Origin of the sequence: Flavobacterium sp. LMO8, from assembly GCF_009495755.1 — a bacterium.
Lineage (GTDB): Bacteria > Bacteroidota > Bacteroidia > Flavobacteriales > Flavobacteriaceae > Flavobacterium.
In genome coordinates this window covers 199303-218532 of record NZ_WIBJ01000027.1, presented here as the reverse complement: position 1 = coordinate 218532, position 19230 = coordinate 199303, and the positions used below count along the sequence as shown (strand labels likewise).

12 protein-coding genes are annotated in these 19230 nt (G+C 31.3%); 9 read left to right on the top strand and 3 right to left on the bottom strand.

Annotated elements, in window-relative coordinates; all coding sequences use genetic code 11:
- Nucleotides 1–36: 36 nt before the first annotated feature.
- Entirely contained in the window at nucleotides 37–975 is a 939-nt protein-coding gene (locus GFJ94_RS04530) for a LysR substrate-binding domain-containing protein (protein WP_153200395.1), read from the bottom strand.
- Nucleotides 976–1133: 158 nt separating this feature from the next.
- Here GFJ94_RS04530 and GFJ94_RS04525 point away from each other — a divergent pair, with 158 nt between their 5' ends.
- The 4 genes from GFJ94_RS04525 to can all read left to right on the top strand — a co-directional run bounded on the left by GFJ94_RS04525 (nucleotide 1134) and on the right by can (nucleotide 4503).
- Complete coding sequence (locus GFJ94_RS04525) at nucleotides 1134–1427, top strand: hypothetical protein (protein ID WP_153200394.1); 294 nt, start codon at nucleotides 1134–1136, stop codon at nucleotides 1425–1427.
- Nucleotides 1428–1490: 63 nt separating this feature from the next.
- On the top strand, nucleotides 1491–3086 hold the full coding sequence (locus tag GFJ94_RS04520) for a SulP family inorganic anion transporter (protein ID WP_153200393.1): 1596 nt from the start codon (nucleotides 1491–1493) through the stop codon (nucleotides 3084–3086).
- 1 nt (nucleotide 3087) lies between these two features.
- Nucleotides 3088–3771, top strand: coding sequence for a carbonic anhydrase family protein (locus GFJ94_RS04515; RefSeq protein WP_153200392.1), 684 nt, complete (start codon nucleotides 3088–3090; stop codon nucleotides 3769–3771).
- Between the two features lie 96 nt (nucleotides 3772–3867).
- On the top strand, nucleotides 3868–4503 hold the full coding sequence (can, locus tag GFJ94_RS04510) for a carbonate dehydratase (protein WP_153200391.1): 636 nt from the start codon (nucleotides 3868–3870) through the stop codon (nucleotides 4501–4503).
- Here can and GFJ94_RS04505 read toward each other — a convergent pair.
- Both GFJ94_RS04505 and uvrA read right to left on the bottom strand, forming a co-directional pair.
- Entirely contained in the window at nucleotides 4500–5696 is a 1197-nt protein-coding gene (locus GFJ94_RS04505) for an LETM1-related biofilm-associated protein (protein ID WP_153200390.1), read from the bottom strand. The genes can and GFJ94_RS04505 overlap by 4 nt on opposite strands.
- 4 nt (nucleotides 5697–5700) lie before the next feature.
- Entirely contained in the window at nucleotides 5701–8490 is a 2790-nt protein-coding gene (gene uvrA, locus GFJ94_RS04500) for an excinuclease ABC subunit UvrA (RefSeq protein ID WP_153200389.1), read from the bottom strand.
- Between the two features lie 343 nt (nucleotides 8491–8833).
- Between uvrA and GFJ94_RS04495 the strand changes: the two genes are divergently transcribed.
- From GFJ94_RS04495 to GFJ94_RS04475, 5 genes are all read left to right on the top strand, one after another.
- On the top strand, nucleotides 8834–10615 hold the full coding sequence (locus GFJ94_RS04495; protein ID WP_153200388.1) for a carbohydrate binding domain-containing protein: 1782 nt from the start codon (nucleotides 8834–8836) through the stop codon (nucleotides 10613–10615).
- Nucleotides 10616–10753: 138 nt separating this feature from the next.
- The gene (locus tag GFJ94_RS04490) at nucleotides 10754–13531 is read left to right on the top strand and encodes a triple tyrosine motif-containing protein (RefSeq protein ID WP_305069014.1); all 2778 of its coding nucleotides are present in this window, start codon (nucleotides 10754–10756) and stop codon (nucleotides 13529–13531) included.
- A 268-nt stretch (nucleotides 13532–13799) separates the two neighbouring features.
- The gene (locus tag GFJ94_RS04485; protein WP_153200386.1) at nucleotides 13800–16922 is read left to right on the top strand and encodes a glycosidase; all 3123 of its coding nucleotides are present in this window, start codon (nucleotides 13800–13802) and stop codon (nucleotides 16920–16922) included.
- Nucleotides 16923–16941: 19 nt separating this feature from the next.
- Complete coding sequence (locus GFJ94_RS04480) at nucleotides 16942–18357, top strand: Ig-like domain-containing protein (protein WP_153200385.1); 1416 nt, start codon at nucleotides 16942–16944, stop codon at nucleotides 18355–18357.
- A gap of 33 nt (nucleotides 18358–18390) precedes the next feature.
- Nucleotides 18391–19203: a family 16 glycosylhydrolase gene (locus GFJ94_RS04475; protein ID WP_153200384.1), complete on the top strand. Its 813-nt coding sequence runs from the start codon at nucleotides 18391–18393 to the stop codon at nucleotides 19201–19203.
- The last annotated feature ends 27 nt before the right edge of the window (nucleotides 19204–19230 follow it).

Sequence of the window (19230 nt, the reverse complement as noted above, 5' to 3'; positions counted from 1 at the left end):
TAATTTCGGGACTTTTTCTATGGTATAAAATTAAATTTATTTTGTCTTTGGACTTATAATTTCTACATCACTAAATGCGATAGCCCCTCGAACAACGCCCGATATTGTATCTCGTAAGGCGTTAATAATATGAATTTTTAATTCGTTTTTTGGATAAATTAAACTCACTTCTCTAGCAGGTTTTGGATCTTTAAATGGTTTTAGTTTTTCTTTGTTCTTCTCATTCAAATCTAAAGTATGTAAATAAGGAAGCAAAGTAGTTCCTAAACCTTCATCTGCTAATTTGATAAGCGTTTCAAAACTTCCGCTTTCTAATTGAAAATGACTATCCGCTATAAATTTATTGTTTTTACATAAGTTAAGAATTCCGTTTCTGAAACAATGTCCGTCTTGTAAAATTAAAATTTTGTCCAAGTCTAAATCGGAAATTTCAATTTCTTTTTTATCAATTGAAGGATGATTTGAAGGCACATAAGCCACAAAAGGTTCATAATATAAAACGATTTCCTTTAAATTATCTTCTTCTAACGGAGTTGCAGCAATAGCACAATCTAAATGACCATTTTTTAATTTTTTGATAATGTCTTCTGTCGTTTGTTCTTCAATAATCAAATTGACTTTTGGATATTTTTTAATGAAATTATTCAAAAACATAGGAAGTAATGTTGGCATTACTGTTGGAATTATCCCCACTTTAAATTCGCCACCAATATAGCCTTTTTGTTGGTCTACAATATCTTTAATTCTTCCAGCTTCGTTTACGATGTTTTTTGCTTGGTTAACTATTTTCTCACCAACTTCTGTTAAAAGAATAGGTTTTTTGCTTCTATCAAAAATCAAAATATCTAACTCATCTTCTAATTTTTGAATTTGCATGCTCAAAGTAGGCTGCGTTACAAAACACTTTTCGGCAGCTAATGTGAAATTTTTGTATTCGGCAACAGCCAAAACGTAATATAATTGAGTAATTGTCATAACATTGGTAAATTTGATACAAATATAAAAACTATCAATTAAATTTATAGGAAAAGGGTGTGAAATTTTGAAAGGGTTAATTAAATTAGAGAATTATTTTGTAGATTTTTTATAAAAAAATTAAGAAATGTTTCGGTTTGAAATAGTATATTCGCAATATGAAATTATTAGTAAATATCTTTTTATTTATTTTCATTACTTTTTTAGCTACTCCAACTTTAATTGGAATGGTAGATAAAGAAGCAGATACCTCTTATTTTTACACGATGTGTGAAGAAGAGGAAAACCATTCGCCATTTAATGAAATTAAAACGGTACCCACTACTAATTATTCAGTTGTTCATTTTTCATTCGGTGAATTAGCAAAACTTAATGTTCTAATGGAACATGATTTGTTGAGTTTTGACAATTTGGCACATCAAATTTTCTCTCCACCTCCCAATTTAATATAATACATTTTAAATTTTTAGCGCTTCAGTCTTTGAAGTGTAGTATTAATGTATTTATATTATTTTATGAATAATCATTCTATTTTTTCCAATGTAAGAGGAGATCTTGCAGCTGGACTTGTTGTATTTTTAGTGGCTTTGCCATTGTGTTTAGGAATTGCATTAGCATCTGGTGCGCCTTTATTTTCAGGAATTGTTTCAGGTGTAATTGGAGGTATTGTTGTTGGTTTTTTGAGTAATTCAGCTCTTAGCGTTACTGGTCCTGCGGCTGGTTTAACAGCTATTGTTTTATCTGCAATTACCGATTTAGGAGGTTTTGATATTTTTTTAGTTGCTGTAATTTTAGCTGGATTAATTCAAATTGTATTAGGTTTTTTAAGAGCGGGTAGTTTTTCTAATTACTTCCCTACAAGTGTTATCGAAGGAATGTTGGCTGCTATTGGTATCATCATTATTCTAAAACAAATTCCCCATGCTTTTGGTCACGATGTGGATAATGAAGGAGATTTTTTCTACATCGAAAAATCAGGTCATACTACTTTTGATACGCTGATAGAATCGATAAATTATATTCATACTGGAGCATTAATTATTGCACTATTATCATTAGCCATTTTAATTACTTGGGAAAAAGTTCCCGCTCTTAAAAAGATAAAAGTAGTTCCAGGAGCTTTAGTTGTAGTAGTAGTAAGTATTTTATTGAATGAGTTTTTTATTCAATCAGGTTCAAGTTTAGCGATTGTTACCCAAAATCATTTGGTGAGTTTACCTTCGTTTACCGAAATTAGTAATGGATTTGCATTGCCAAATTTCACATCATTAACAAATGAAAAAGTTTGGATTGTAGCTGTAACAATAGCAGTTGTAGCTTCAATTGAAACGTTACTGTGTATTGAAGCAACTGATAAATTAGATCCATACAAAAGATTTACAGATACTAATAGAGAATTAAAAGCTCAAGGTATTGGTAACATGTTAAGCGGTTTATTAGGAGGATTGCCAATGACCTCTGTTGTAGTTCGTTCTTCGGCTAATATAAATTCTGGTGGTAGAACAAAATTCTCAACTATTTTTCATGGAATTCTTTTAATTGTATTTGCACTTTCAATTCCTTTTATCTTAAATAAAATTCCACTAGCTGCTTTAGCAGCGGTTTTATTAATGGTTGGATATAAATTAGCAAAACCAAGTGTGTTTGTTCATTTATGGAATAACGGATATTCGCAATTTATTCCTTTTGTAGTAACTGTAATTGCTGTAGTTCGTATTGATTTACTAAAAGGTGTTGGAATTGGTTTAGCAGTAAGTATCATTTTTATTTTATACCAAAATTTAAAAATTGCTTACTCGTTTAAAAAAGAATCTTTCCATGATGGAGATGTTATCACAATTAAACTAGCTCAAGAAGTTTCATTTTTGAATAAAGCTGCTATAAAAAATACTTTAGGTAATATTCCAAAAGGTTCTAGATTAATTATTGATGCATCAAACACAAATTACATCGATTTTGATGTGGTTGAATTGATAAAGGATTTTAGGAATGTAAAAGCGGAAGACAAAAAAATAGATCTAACTTTAAAAGGATTTAAAGAACAATATGATTTAGATAATACAGAATTCAAACACGTAAAAATTAAAGATTCTAAAGAAGAAATAAAATAATATGAAAGCACATAATAAAGAAACACAAGCACAAATGACTCCTCGTAAAGCATTACAATTTTTACAAGAGGGAAATGATCGTTTTATTAATAACTTAAAAGCTAACAGAAACTTATTAGAACAAGCAAATGAAACTCGTGATGGTCAATGGCCATTTGCAACGATTTTAAGTTGTATTGATAGTAGAACTTCTGCAGAATTAATTTTTGATCAAGGATTAGGGGATGTTTTTTCAGTAAGAATTGCGGGAAATATAGTAAATACGGATATTTTAGGAAGTATGGAATTTGCTTGTAAAGTAGCTGGTTCTAAATTAATTGTAGTGTTAGGACATTCAAAATGTGGTGCCGTAAAAGGAGCTTGTGACCATGTTGAAATGGGTAATTTAACAGAGCTATTATCTAAAATTCAACCTTCTGTTTACCAAGAAAATGAAACTACTGATAATAGAACTTCAAAGAACAGTGATTTCGTTGAAAATGTAGCTGAAATCAATGTAAAACGTAGCGTAAAAAATATTATTGAAAGAAGTTTTGTTTTAGAACAAATGTTAGAAGAAGGTCAAATCGGAATTGTTGGAGCTATGCACGATATCGAAACGGGAAAAGTAATTTTCTATGATGATGTAATGTATATCAAAGATAGTTTAAATCCTGAATTCACTGTTGCAGCATTAAGACATTAAATTTAATTTTTATTATAATTATAAAAAGCTATCATTTCTCCCAAGTTTAAAACTGAATTGATAGCTTTTTTATTTTATTCTATATACACAAAACTAATGAGTGATTTTTACAAAAAAATATTAGACAATAACAAAAAATGGGTTGAAAATAAGTTAGCCATTAATTCAGCGTATTTTAAAAATTTGGCAGATGGACAAAGCCCACCTTTGTTATGGATTGGATGCTCTGATAGCCGAGTTCCTGCAAATGAAATTATAGGAGCAGAACCTGGTGAAGTTTTTGTTCACAGGAATATTGCTAACATGGTCGTTCATACCGATATGAATATGTTGAGTGTTCTTGATTATGCTGTTAATGCTTTGAAAGTTAAGCATATAATAGTTTGTGGACATTATGGTTGTGGAGGAGTTAAAGCAGCAATGGGAAATACTTCTATCGGAATTATTGACAATTGGATTCGTCATATTAAAGATGTTTATCGTTTTCACCAAGAAGAATTAGATGCTATTGATAACGAAAAAGAGCGTTTTAACAAATTCGTAGAAATAAACGTGAAAGAACAAGTCATGGATTTAGCCAAAACATCAATTGTTCAAAATGCTTGGAAAAGCGGACAAGAATTGTACCTACACGGTTGGGTGTATGGTTTAAATGATGGTTATGTAACCGATTTAGGTGTTAATTTTAGTTGTGATAAAGATTTAGATGATGTGTATCAGTTGAAGTTTTAATCCTCTAAATTTTCATTAAAAGCCGAAGGCAATAACTGCGGAATAAATTTTATCAAAATAGGCAATAACAAGCCGCCACCAGGAAGTAAAAAAATAGTCAACGATGGAATGGTTTTACATACATCTAGCAACTGTTTTTTTACTTTCTTTTTTTCTTCTTTGCTCAAATCTTTTCGGGTTGATTTGGCTAAAATTTGCATTAATTCGCCACTTTCTTTGATTTCTTTAGTTAATCTGTCTTTGTTTCGAATGATAAGTTTGGTTACATTTTTATTGGCTTGGTCGTAAAAATGTTTTATAGGATTCGAATAATTAAAAAACGGAATTTCAGCTTTATATTTTTCAATAAATTCATTGATTTCTTTTTTACTTTTTTCAAGTAAACTAGATTCTAATTTTAATTCCAAACTCAAAATTTTTAAGAAATTTTCCTCATTAGATTCTAATTTTTCATCACTCCAAAGCGCCATTTGTGCAATATCCAATAAATACAACTTTTCCAATAACGAAGTATGACGCATCAAATTAATTTCATTTAATTCGATGTTTTCGATAGTATTGAATTTGGTATAACGAATCGAATTTTCGAACAATTTCACCAGTAATTCATCGTATTTCGATTTTCGCTCTTTAATTTTTAAAGCCAACGAAACAATCTTAATACAATCAGATTCTACATTTTTTAGATAATCAGTTGGCAATGTTTCGTTTTTTAAAAAATGTTCGAAAGCCAAAACATCAATAAACAAAAGCGCATTGGTAATTATGTGCGAAAAATTTTTGCTAATTGTATTGTTATTCGTTTGAATTCGGTCGTCAATTACTTTTTCTAAACGCGAACTATATGAACCTTCAGGAAGTAATTTTTTGATGAAATTCAGGTTTTCAGGCTGAATGATTTTGTAAAATTGGTAAACCGAATTAATGAAATCTTCTTTTGTTCCGTTTGGTTTTTCAATGCGATACAATGAAAAAAGTGTGTTTAAAAACCCAACTTTCGTTACTTCATCATACGACCATTTTGTTGTATCGATTTGATTTTGAAGTTGAAAGCGCACTACATAACCATAAATAAAACCGGTTGCTCTACAATCTTCATAAAAAGACAAGATATTTCCTTGAAAATCAACAAAATTATTATTGTTTTCAGCAAAAAACTTGTCAATCCAACCGTTTGCAGATGGGTTTATCATTTTTCTATAATTTCTCTTTTAAGTATTTTCCTGTTACCGATTTTTTGTTTTTAGCCACTTCTTCTGGTGTACCAAAAGCCATTAATTTTCCTCCATTTTCACCACCTTCTGGACCAATATCCAAAATATAATCGGCACATTTGATTAAATCTAAATTGTGTTCAATCACGATAATCGAATGACCTTTTTCTAACAAAGCATCAAACGAAGCTAACAATTTTTTGATATCGTGAAAATGCAATCCCGTAGTAGGTTCGTCAAAAACAAACAACGCTTTATCTTTAATTGTTCCTTTCACTAAGAATGAAGCCAATTTAATACGTTGTGCCTCGCCACCAGAAAGAGTAGAAGACGATTGTCCCAATTGTACATAACCTAAACCAACATCTTGTAAAGGTTGTAATTTTTGCGTAATTTTTGTCTGTTTTTGTTCGGTAAAGAAATTTAAAGCTTCATCAATTGTCATTTTTAAAATGTCATTAATGTTTTTTCCTTCGAAAGTAACTTCTAACACCTCTTTTTTGAAACGTTTTCCATTACAAACTTCACATTCTAAGTGAACATCTGCCATAAATTGCATTTCGATGGTTACTTCGCCATCGCCTTTACAAACCTCACATCTTCCTCCATCAACATTGAAAGAGAAGTGTTTCGCTTGATAATTTCGTAATTTAGAAACATTTTGTTTCGCAAATAAATCACGAATATCATCATACGCTTTAATATAAGTAACTGGATTCGAACGCGAACTTCTTCCAATTGGATTTTGATCTACGTATTCGATATGTTTGATGTGTGAAAAACTTCCGGCTAATTCGGTAAATTGACCTGCTTTTTCTCCAACACCTTCTAATTTCTTTTGAATGGCTGGAAACAAAATTTTCTTTACCAACGTACTTTTTCCACTTCCTGAAACACCTGTAATTACGGTTAAACATTCCAAAGGGAAAGTAAAATTTTCATTCTTTAAGTTATTTTCTCTTGCTCCAATAACTTCAATATGATTTTTGAATTTTCTTCTGGTTTTTGGAACCGAAATTTCTTCTTTTCCATTCAAATATTTTGCTGTAAGCGAATCAAATTTTAGGATTTCGTCGTAGGTTCCTTGTGCTACTAATTCACCACCATGTGTTCCTGCTTCTGGACCGATATCAATAATCATGTCGGCAGCTTTCATAATATCTTCGTCGTGTTCTACTACAATTACGGTGTTGCCTAAATCACGTAAATCTTTCAATACTTCGATTAATCTTTCGGTATCTTTTGGATGTAAACCGATACTTGGTTCGTCTAAAATGTACATCGAACCCACCAAACTACTTCCTAAAGAAGTCGCTAAGTTAATTCGCTGTGATTCACCTCCAGAAAGCGAATTAGAATTTCGATTTAATGTCAAATAACTCAATCCTACATTGAATAAAAAGTCCAAACGATTGTTGATTTCGATTAACAAACGTTTGGCAACTTTAGCATCGTATTCGTTTAACTCTAATTTTTTAAAGAAATCAATCAAGTTTACAATTGGCAAATCCACTAAATCAGAAATCGTTTTTCCTCCAACCGAAATGTAATTAGCTTCAGGACGTAATCGTTTGCCTTTACAAGTAGTACATTTTGTCTTTCCGCGATATCTCGAAAGTAAAACGCGGTTTTGAATTTTATAATTTTTCTCTTCCAATTCCGAAAAGAAGTCGTTTAATCCAGTAAAATAGGAATTACCATCCCAAATCAACTGCTTTTGATCGTCTGAAAGTTCAAAAAAAGGTTTGTGTATTGGAAAATCAAATTTATAAGCATTGTTTACCAATTGGTCGCGGTACCAACTCATACTTTCGCCACGCCAAGGAAATACAGCATTTTCATAAACGGATAGAGCGGTATTTGGAATCACTAAATCCTCATCAATTCCGATAACACTTCCGTAGCCTTCGCATGTTGGACAAGCTCCGTAAGGATTATTAAAACTAAACAAATGAATATTAGGTTCTAAAAATGTAATACCATCTAATTCAAAATTAGAACTAAATTCCAAGCGTTTTTTGGTATCTACTTCTTGCAAATAACAAACACCTTTTCCTTCATAAAAAGCCGTTTGAACTGCATCGGCTAAACGATTGAAAAATTCTTCTTCTTCCTTTACAACAATACGGTCAATGATTAGTAGAATATCTTTGTTGTCCAGTTGATGTTGGTCAATTGTATCTAAACGCACCATTTCGTTATCCACTAAAATACGAGCAAAACCTTGTTGTAATAAGACTTTTAGTTTGTCTTCCAAAGCTCTTCCTTCTTCTAAATGAATTGGAGAAAGTAATAACCATTTGCTATCAATTGGAAATTCTTTGATGTCATTAATTACATCAGAAACGGTATCTTTTTTTACTTCTTTACCAGAGATAGGCGAGTAGGTTTTTCCAATTCGTGCAAAAAGAAGTTTTAAATAATCATAAATTTCGGTAGAAGTTCCAACGGTTGAACGGGCGTTGCTCGTATTTACTTTTTGTTCAATGGCAATCGCAGGAGCAATTCCTTTTATGTATTCTACTTTTGGTTTGTCTAATCTTCCAAGGAATTGTCGTGCGTATGAAGATAGACTTTCAACATATCTGCGTTGACCTTCTGCATACAAAGTATCAAAAGCCAAACTCGATTTTCCAGAACCTGAAAGACCAGTAATTACTACTAATTTGTTTCGTGGTATAGCAACATCTAAATTTTTAAGGTTGTGTAATTGAGCACCTTTTATTAGAATGTTTTTTTTGGGTTCTAAAGTTGAAAAATCGGGTTGTATCATTATGGGTTTTAATAGAAACGCAAAGATAATTATTCTAAATTAAGTTATAGCTTATCTTTTATTTTTAGAATCAAAATTTATTAAAAAATGCCAAAAGAAAACGTTATAGTTAAATTTATTTTTATTTTAATAACTATACAATAACTATACAAATTTGATTTTTTGTTACTTTTATATTTATTAAAGCTTTGATTATTAATTATTTGTGATTTGATATAAAAAAATAAAAAAAGTTGAATTATAAAGAAGTTGTATAGTTTGTATATATGAATTGAGAATTGTTTAAAAAATATATCAATTAAATTTACAATTGTTATTATTTAACTAATTAAAATTAGATATTATGAAAAAAATTACTTTTTTATTATCATTAATGACTTGTACGCTTGGTTTTGCTCAGAACCTTGTTACTAATGGTGATTTTCAAACGGGTACTGCAGCTCCTTGGTACAACAATGCTGCGAATGTAGTTGATTTAGGTGGAGGAAATTTTGTAAACGAGGCTAATGTTCTTGGGGCAGGTAATCCATGGGATGTAAATTTAAGTCAAGATATCGTATTAGAAGATGGCAAAACGTACAGATTTACATTTGATGCATTTACTGACGCAACTACAGGTTCAAGATCAATTGTAGCTGGTTTAGGTCAAAATAACGCTCCTTACGCTTCTTTGACTTTTAATCCTACATTAACTCCTACTCTTCAAACTTTTTCTTACGACATTACTATTAATTATGGAGATGCTGTAACAGATAGAGTAATATTTGATTTAGGTGCTGCTGTAGGTTTTGTATTTATTGACAATGTTTCTGTTGTTGAAGTAATGCCATTACTTTTAGGATTTGAAGTTGCTGAATCAGGATCTGTAGGTGCTGAATTTGGAGGTATGGCTGTTCCAGTTGTTGAAGATGGAACAGGATCTAATACTTCTAAAGTACTTAAAATTGTAGGTAACCCTGCAACAGATGTTTGGCAAGGTGTTAATTTAACTTTAACTTCATTGGCTGGTTTGGCTACAACACAGACTATGACAATGGATGTATTATCAGCTGATCCTATTACATTTTTAGTAAAAGCTACTGGTGGTTCTGGTAGTGCTACAACAGTTGCTGCTGCTGTAACTCACCCTGGAGGTAATACATGGCAAACACTTTCTTTTACTTTTAATACATCATTAGATGGTCAAGCTGCTTTAGCAGATGGAACGTATTCTGGTTTTGTAATTCATACTTATTGGGCAACTGGTGAAACATCATTTTTTCCAAATGTAACTAAACCTGCGAGAACTTTTTACATTGACAATATTAGAGGTCCTCTTGGTACTCCTCCTGTAATTCCTACTCCAACTGTAGCTGCTCCAACTCCTCCAGCTAGACCTGTAGGTGATGTAGTGTCTATTTATAGTGATGCTTATGCTCCTATTACTTTTGATAATTTTGACGCAGGATGGTGCGGTGGTGCTGCTACAACTGAGGTTCAAATTGTAGGAGATAATACATTGAAAAAGAATTCGGGTGTTGTATGTCATGGAATTGAATTTCAGTCAAATAAATTAGATTTATCAACATTTACGCATATTCATTTTGATTTTTATATTACTGATACTGACTTAACAGGTGATGTATTTAATGTTAAATTAGTAGATTTTGGTGGTGGTGCTGCAGAAGCTTCTGCATTAGAGATTAATATTAATGGAGGTAGTACACCACAGTTAGTAGCTAATCAATGGGTTTCTGTTGATGTGCCTATTACTGCACTAGGTGGAGTTGTAGCTAATAATTTAACAAGAACAGATGTTGCTCAAATCGGTATTACAACTGCAATGGTTAGCAATGTTTGGTATGACAACATTTATTTACACAAAAACACTATTTTATCTTCTGATAATTTTAATGTTACAAAAGTTAAATTGTATCCAAATCCAACTTCAAATATTTTAAATATTGAGGCAGGCGCAAATATTCAGTCAATTGCGGTTTATAACGTTTTAGGTCAAGAAGTTATGAATAGAGAAGCTAATGATTCAACAATTAGTCTTGATGTTTCTAGCCTTAATGCAGGTGTTTATGTAATCAAAACTATGATTGATGGAAATGTTTCATCTACAAAATTCATTAAAGAATAATTTTCTTTAAATAATTTATATAAGACTGTCAGAAATGGCAGTCTTTTTTTTATTTCATTTTTTTTTAAAATTAATATTATATATCTTTAGTTTCTAATATCATTGAAAATGCAATTTCTTAAAAATCAAATCAAATTTTTGACAATTTTATTTTCTTTAGTTTGTTCAGCACAACAATTACCTCCAATTGTTAAGTATTCTAAAGATATCTATAATGCAGGGATTCAGAATTGGATGATTTCTCAAGATAATCATCGGTTTATGTATTTTGCAAATAATGAAGGTTTACTTGAGTTTAACGGCTCAAAATGGATTTTAAATCCTTCTCCAAATCAGACAATTATTCGTTCAGTTAAGTGTATAAACGATAAGATTTATACGGGTTCTTTTATGGAATTTGGTTATTGGCAACGTGCTGTAAATGGACAATTGTTTTATACTTCGCTTAGCAATTCAATTAAAGATAAAATTAATGAAGATGAACAATTTTGGGGTATTTTTCCATTTGATAATTGGATACTTTTTCAATCGTTAGAAAAAATTTATGCCTACAATACTAAAACAAAATCTTTTACAATTGTTGATCCAAAAAGCACCATATTAAAGGCTTTTAAAACGGCTAACGGGATTTATTTTCAAACCACAAATGGATTATATGAAATTGACCAAGGTAAAAGTAAGTTGTTTTTAAGTAATGAAATTATTAATAAAAATAAACTTATCAATATTTTTGATGCTAACGACGGTTTGGTTTTAGTAACCCAAAAGCAAGGAATTTTCAATTTTAAAAATGGCGTTTTAAGTAAGTTTTCTACCAATATCGATGCTGAAATTCAACAAAGTAATATTTACAGTAGTCAATTATTATCAGACCAAAGTATAGCTTTAGGTTCCATCTCAAACGGAATATTTATCTTATCTAAAGAAGGCAAACTCATCTATCATATAACGCAAAATTCAGGATTAAGTAATAACACTGCACTTTCTCTTTTTGAGGATATTGATAAAAATCTTTGGATTGGACTAGATAACGGAATCAATTGTATCAATCTTAAATCGCCAATAAAAAGTTATATAGATAATACCGGAATTTTAGGAACTACTTATGCTTCAATAACTCATAATAATAAATTATACATTGGAACCAATCAAGGTTTGTTCTGTAAAGACTTGAATTCTACCTCTAAATTTGAATTTGTTCAAAATACAAAAGGACAAGTTTGGTCTTTGTTTTCTTATCAAAACACGCTTTTTTGCGGACATGATTCGGGAACATTTATTATTAATGATAAAAATGCAACTCCTATTTTTACAGCTTCTGGGACTTGGAAATTTGTACCTTTTGGAAATACAAATTACATTTTACAAGGAAATTACAATGGAATTACTGTTTTAGAGAAAAAGAATAATACTTGGGTTTATAAAAACAAAATAAAAGGATTTAATTATTCTTCTAAACATTTTGAGATTTTAAACACAAATGAAATTTATGTAAGTCACGAATATAAAGGCGTTTATAAATTTAAAGTAGATAATTCTCTCCTAAATGCTTCTGATATTATTAAATTTGATAACCTTACAAAAAGTAAAAACGCAGCCTTAGCCAAGTACAATAATCAAATTTATTATGCTTCCAAGGATGGTATTTTTAAAATGAATAATGCCACAAAGATTTTTGAGAAAGACAAATCACTGAGTGCAATATTTCAAAATGACGAATATGTAACTGGGAAAATGATTGTAGATAAATCAAACAAATTATGGTTTTTTACTAAAAATTATATTCACTATTATTCTTCTGGGAAATTATCTCCTGAGTTAAAGAAAAATAGTTTACCAATTCCTTCGTCTTTAACCAATTCAATGCCTGGTTATGAAAATATTCTACAATTAGGTGATGAAACGTATTTAATTGGTACGACAGATGGTTATTATGTCTTAAAAAACAATGAGTTCAAATTTGGTAATCACAAAGTTTCGCTTTTCGGAATTTCTAATAATGTCATCAATTCAAAATCAACAAACATATCATTAACCGAAAAAAGTACTTTTAATCATGATGAAAATAACATTTCGTTTAATTATACCGTTCCAGAATACTATAAATACATTAATGCAGAATACCAGTATAAATTAGAAGGACTTCATGACGAATGGAGTGAGTGGTCTTTTAATTCTCAAGTCGTTTTTGAAAATTTACCAGCTGGAGATTATGTTTTTAGTGTTAGAGCTAAAGTAGCAAATTCTGTAACAGACAATATTGCTATCTATTCTTTTGTGATTAAGAACCCATGGTATGCTAACAATTGGGCCATAATGTTCTACATTATTTTATTGATAGTTTTAGGATATTATATTCATAAGTTTTATACCATTTATCACGAAAAAAGACATCAACGCATTATTGCTGAAAATAATATTTTATTAGAATTAAAGGAATTAGAGAATGAACAGCAAATAATGAAAATTAAAAATGAACAGCTTACTCAAGATGTAGACAAAAAGAACAAGGAACTTGCTGTTTCTACAATGAATCTTATCAAGAAAACAGAACTTTTAAACATTATTAAAGGAGATTTAAAAAACTCAACAGATAGCACATCAAATAGAAGTATTAAATCTGTGATTTCTACTATAAATAAAAATGTGAAAGAAGAAAATACTTGGAATATTTTCAAAGAAGCATTTGATAGTGCCGATAATAATTTCTTGAAGAAAGTTAAAGAAAATCATCCTAGTCTAACTCCAAATGATTTACGTTTGTGTGCCTATTTACGACTGAATTTATCTTCAAAAGAAATAGCACCTTTACTTAATATTTCAGTACGTAGTATCGAAATTAAGCGATATCGTTTGCGAAAGAAAATAAATCTCCCTCATGAAATGGGACTTGTGGAATACTTATTAGCTATATAATGTCCTAAAAGCGCTTTTTTCTTACCTATACATTACCTATACAAACATTCTTTAACTGATATTTTAAGATATTATCAAAATCTTTTTTTATTCAGTTAAAACGATGTTTTATTGGCATTTTTCAATGCCTCCCGAGTCTTTTTTACGATGTATATTTTTTGTTGAGGTTAATTTTATCAATAATGTAATTATTACTCACTATTTTTATGAAATCATTAACAAAACCAATTTTTAATACGATTATTAATTATTTAAATCCAAACAGCAAATGAAAAAAATTATTCTGATACTAATTTTTTGTTATTCATTTACTACCTATCCACAATCTGGAAAAGTTGTAGTTGAAAATAATAATTCGGAATTGAAACTTAAAGTAGACGGTAAAGATTTTATGGTAAACGGAATGAATTGGGATTATTTTCCAATCGGTACAAATTACTCATACAGTCTTTGGAATCAATCAGACGATTTTATTCGTCAGGCTTTAGATGATGAAATGGGATTACTTCAAAACATGGGTGTGAATACTATCCGTGTTTATTCGGGTATTCCAAAAAAATGGATTGAATACATTTATACAAATTATGGTATTTACACCATGTTGAATCACTCATTTGGTCGTTATGGTTTAACAATTGATGGTGTATGGAAACCAAATACCGAATATTCTGATGCTAAAACTCGAGAGCTTCTTCTTAAAGAAGTAACTCAAATGGCTACAGATTATAAAGATACTAAAGGGCTTCTTTTATTTCTTTTAGGAAATGAGAATAACTACGGTTTATTTTGGGATGGAGCTGAAACAGAAAATATTCCAGTAAACGATAGAAAATCTACAATTAGAGCTCGTTCTTTGTACAAATTGTTTAATGAAGCTGTTGTAGCAATGAAAGCGATAGACACAAATCATCCAATGGCAATTTGTAATGGTGATTTACTTTTTCTTGACATAATTGCTCAAGAATGTAAAGATGTTGACATCTTTGGAACAAATGTATACCGTGGTGTTTCTTTTGGTGATTTATTTGAAAGAGTTAAGAAAGAATACGGTAAACCAGTTTTATTTACAGAGTTTGGTTCTGATGCTTTCAATGTTTTAACGAATCAAGAAGATCAAAATGCACAAGCTTTTTACTTAAAAGGAAATTGGAAAGAAATTTATGAAAATGCTGCAGGATTAGGCAAATCTGGAAACTCAATAGGTGGATTTACATTTCAATTTAGCGATGGTTGGTGGAAATACGGACAAACTAAAAATTTAGATGTTCACGATTCAAACGCTTCTTGGTCTAATGGCGGTTATCAAAAAGATTTCGCTGAAGGCCAAAATAATATGAACGAAGAGTGGTTTGGAATCTGTGCTAAAGGTCCAACTAATGAAAAAGGTCATTATCAATTATATCCAAGAGCAGCTTACTATGTTTTAAAGGATATTCATAAATTAAATCCATTCAAAGAAGGTGTAAACACTCAAATGGTGAATACTCATTTTGGTCAAGCCAATTTAATGGATGCTGCTTTAAGAGCTAGAGGAGATAAAGCAGCTTTATCTGCAAATGATGGAGGAATGATTAAATTAAGCAATCTTAGAGCAGAATTTACGACATTCAATACGGGCGGAAGTTTGATTACAACTCCAAAATCTGATGATCCTGATACCAACGGATATCCAAATAGATTAGGTTTTGATCACATGCAATCATATTTTATTGGTGTAGAAGGAAATCCATCAGCTAATATGAAAGCTAATGTGAATTTCAATATTTTAGGGCATGTTGCTGAAAATCCAATTAATGAGATTTTCTATGAAAATAGAGGCAGAGCACAAACAGTTCTTACAAACGAAGGAGAAGTTTTATCTACAGATGTAAACCGAGTTCAAATTTACAACGCATCCTACAAATGGACAGCTAAAGATTTTGAATTAAGAGGTTTTTACAGAACAGGACACTACCATTGGGGTTATGAAGGCGATTTCTTCGGATTATATCCAGAAGCAAATTATGGTCCAAACTTAGATATTTACAATGGAGAAACTCTAGGTTTTGAGATTGATGGTAGAGGAAGTTTAGACGGATTAAAAGCTGCTTTTGGACCTCAATTATGGTGGGGTGCCAATCCAGCTTACTTATTAAAATACAACACAAAAATTGGGAAATTTAATTTTGCTACTGTTTATCATGAAGATATTAATCAAGCAGAAGTTTCTGAATCGGTCTCATCTATTGCATTTCCAATACCAAAAACTAGAAGAGCTACAGCATATCTTCAAACTAAATTAGGAAATTTAGGAATTGAATTAGGAGGTATTTGGGCAGGTCAACCACTAAATGGAAGAGAATTCCAAATGATGGATGGCGATGTTGTAAAAGTTGATAAAATAAACAATAAAGATAATTGGGGGGGAAAAGCAAAACTTACTTTCTCTAAAGGAAGATTCAACGCATACACGCAAGGAGCTATTCATGGTTTAGTTGCAAACGGAGGTGCAGATAATACGCAAACGTTTACAGGTTGGAGATTGAAAGATACAGGAAGTGGAAACCAAATGAACTTCTTAGCTGGTTTTACGTATAATGTAAATTCTAATTTACAAATTGCACCAAACTTCTTATGGCAAAAGCCTTTAGTAGAAGCAATGCCAAACGGTGTTGATGCTCCAGGAAGATTAAGAAATATTTTAGATGACCCATTTATCGTAAGAGCTAACCGTGAAACTGTTGGAGGAGAGTTATTATTAACTTACGACCCTACACCAGGAACATGGATGTACGAATGGAACAATGACATGGTAGAAGATGCAAAATTTGCATTCAGTACAGGATTTGTTTACCGTCATTTACCAACAACTATGGATGCTGCTATCGGGTTTTTATCAAATAGATCTTCTTTTGCATTTGAGCGCTCAGCTCCAGCACAAGATTTATGGGAATCAAACACAAGAATTGTTTCAAAAATTTCACCTGATTTAGGAATTATAGCTAACCTATACTTTGGTAATGGTCAAGCCAATGGTGATTCAGAAAGAACAATCAATAGAGCAGGTGGAGATGTTAGAGCTATTTACAAAAAAGTAAAAGTAGTTTCTTCTCTTAAATTTAACGATTGGGGACCATTCGATTATCACAGAGATTTTAACTTAACATACCCAGTTCAAAGTTCTATCGATATTTCAACTTCTGTTGGAAAACCAAGTTGGTTCATTTTACCAGACACAAGAATTGGTATCATGGGAATTTGGCGTTCATTAGACCAATATTCACCAAGATACTCACCAACAGCAGTTCCAGAAAACACATTCCCGCCAGAACCAGTTTTAAGCCCGGTTGGTTTTGGAAACGGTACAGAATGGGAAATTAGAACATACATTCACATTAATATTGGAAAATAATAAAAAAAAGATTGAAGATATGAAAAACTCAAAGTTTAATTTTTTAGCAAGTTTTTTACTTCTAGGAACGATTGCAATTATCAATACTAGTTGTGAAAGAGAATTGTCTGATGATGCTACCGAAGCAACTTTTCCTAAAATTGCAGAAATCTTCACAGATGATTTTGTAGCCATGGGGTCTAATTTTTACTTCCCTTATGGTGGCTCAAAAGCTACAGCTTGGTCTGTAGATAGAGAGGAAGGTTATAATAGTAATGCCTCAATGCGATTTGATGTGCCTAATGTAACTGATCCAGAAGGGAATTATGCAGGTGCTATTTTTAAAATGGATGGAGCTGGTCGTAATTTAACCGAATACGATGCTTTAACTTTTTACATAAAAGCATCGCAAGGGGTAACTATTGCCGAGTTAGGTTTTGGAGAAGATTTTGACCAAAACAAGTATATGGCTACCATTACAAACGTGAGTGTTGGTACAAATTGGTCTAAAGTAATTATTCCAATTCCAGATGCATCAAAACTTTTACAAGAAAGAGGAATGTTTCGATATGCTGCAGGAACTCAAGGAACAAACGGTTTGGGTTATACCTTTTGGATTGATGATTTAAAATTTGAAAAACTAGGTACAATAAGAACTATTGGAGCAGCTATTATGAACGGAAATAATTCTTCGGTAAATACATTTGTTGGGGTCAATTCAAATGTTACAGGAATCATTTCTACTTTTAATTTACCAAATGGTATAAACCAAATTGTAAATTTAAGTACAGCTTATTTTGAGTTTACTTCATCTAACCCTACGGTAGCTTCAGTTGATTCTAATGGTTTAGTAACTTCTTTAAGTGCAGGTACAAGTGTAATTACAGCAACTATAAACGGTGTTCAAGCAAACGGAAGTTTAACTATAAATTGTTCAGGTAACTTTACTCATGCACCAACACCTACAAGAAGTCAAGCCAATGTAATTTCGATATTTTCAGATGCATATAACAACGTACCAGTAAATTATTATAATGGATATTGGGCACCTTGGCAAACCACAGTTTCAAGTGATTTTACCGTGGCCAACGATAATATTTTAAATTATACCATTTTTAATTTTGTTGGTATAGAATTTAGCGCGCCAACTGTAAATGCAACTTCTATGACGCATTTCCACATGGATGCTTTTATTCCAGGAACAATTGCTCCAGGTAGACAATTAAGAGTTATTGTTGTTGATTTTGGTGCAGATGGTGCTTTTGGAGGTGGCGATGATACAAGACATTCTACAACATTTACCGCTCCATTTTTAGTATCGCAAAATTGGATGTCAATTGATATTCCTTTCTCGGCAATGCCAGGTTTAGCAAGTAGAAGTAATGTTGCACAAATTATTCTTGAAGGTGGTGATAGTTCTGTAATTTATGTAGATAACGTTTATTTCTACAACTAATATCATTAAGTAATAAAATTAAAAGAAACAATTATGATTTTAAAATATAGTACAATCAAATCTTTAACATTATTTACTTCAATAGTTGTAATTATGGCATGTTCATCAGATGAAAAACAAACAGTTACCACTATGAATAATCTTGTATTCCAAGATGAATTTAATGACGACGGTGCACCAAATAGTGCTAATTGGAGTTATAATATCGGAACAGGAAGCAACGGTTGGGGAAATAATGAATTGCAATATTACACAGACCGACCTGAAAATGTTGTAGTAGAAGATGGTATGCTAAAAATTACAGCCCGTAGAGAATTATATATGGGTTCTAATTATACTTCTGCAAGAATTTTGACAAAAGGAAAAGTTGAACAAAAGTATGGTAGAATAGAAGCCAGAATTAAATTGCCTCTAGGTCGCGGTTTATGGCCAGCATTTTGGATGTTAGGAGCTAATTCAGACACGGTTTCTTGGCCACAATGTGGAGAAATTGATATCATGGAATACTTAGGAAATAATCCAACTACAGTTTTAGGAACAGTTCACGGACCAGGCTATTCTGCAGGAGAATCGATTTCTAAAAGTTATACATTACCTAATAGTCGTTTTGATACTGATTTCCACATTTTTGGAATTGAATGGGGTGAAGATTACATCAATTATTATATAGATGATAAACTTTACAATCAAATAACACCAGAAGATGTTCCTGGAGAATGGGTTTTCGACCAACCTTTTTACATTATTTTAAATATGGCTGTGGGAGGAAATTTACCAGGTTCACCAAATACAGAAACAGCTTTCCCACAAACTATGCTTGTTGATTACATAAGAATATATCAATAGTAGAATTAAATAAATTAAAGATAAAAC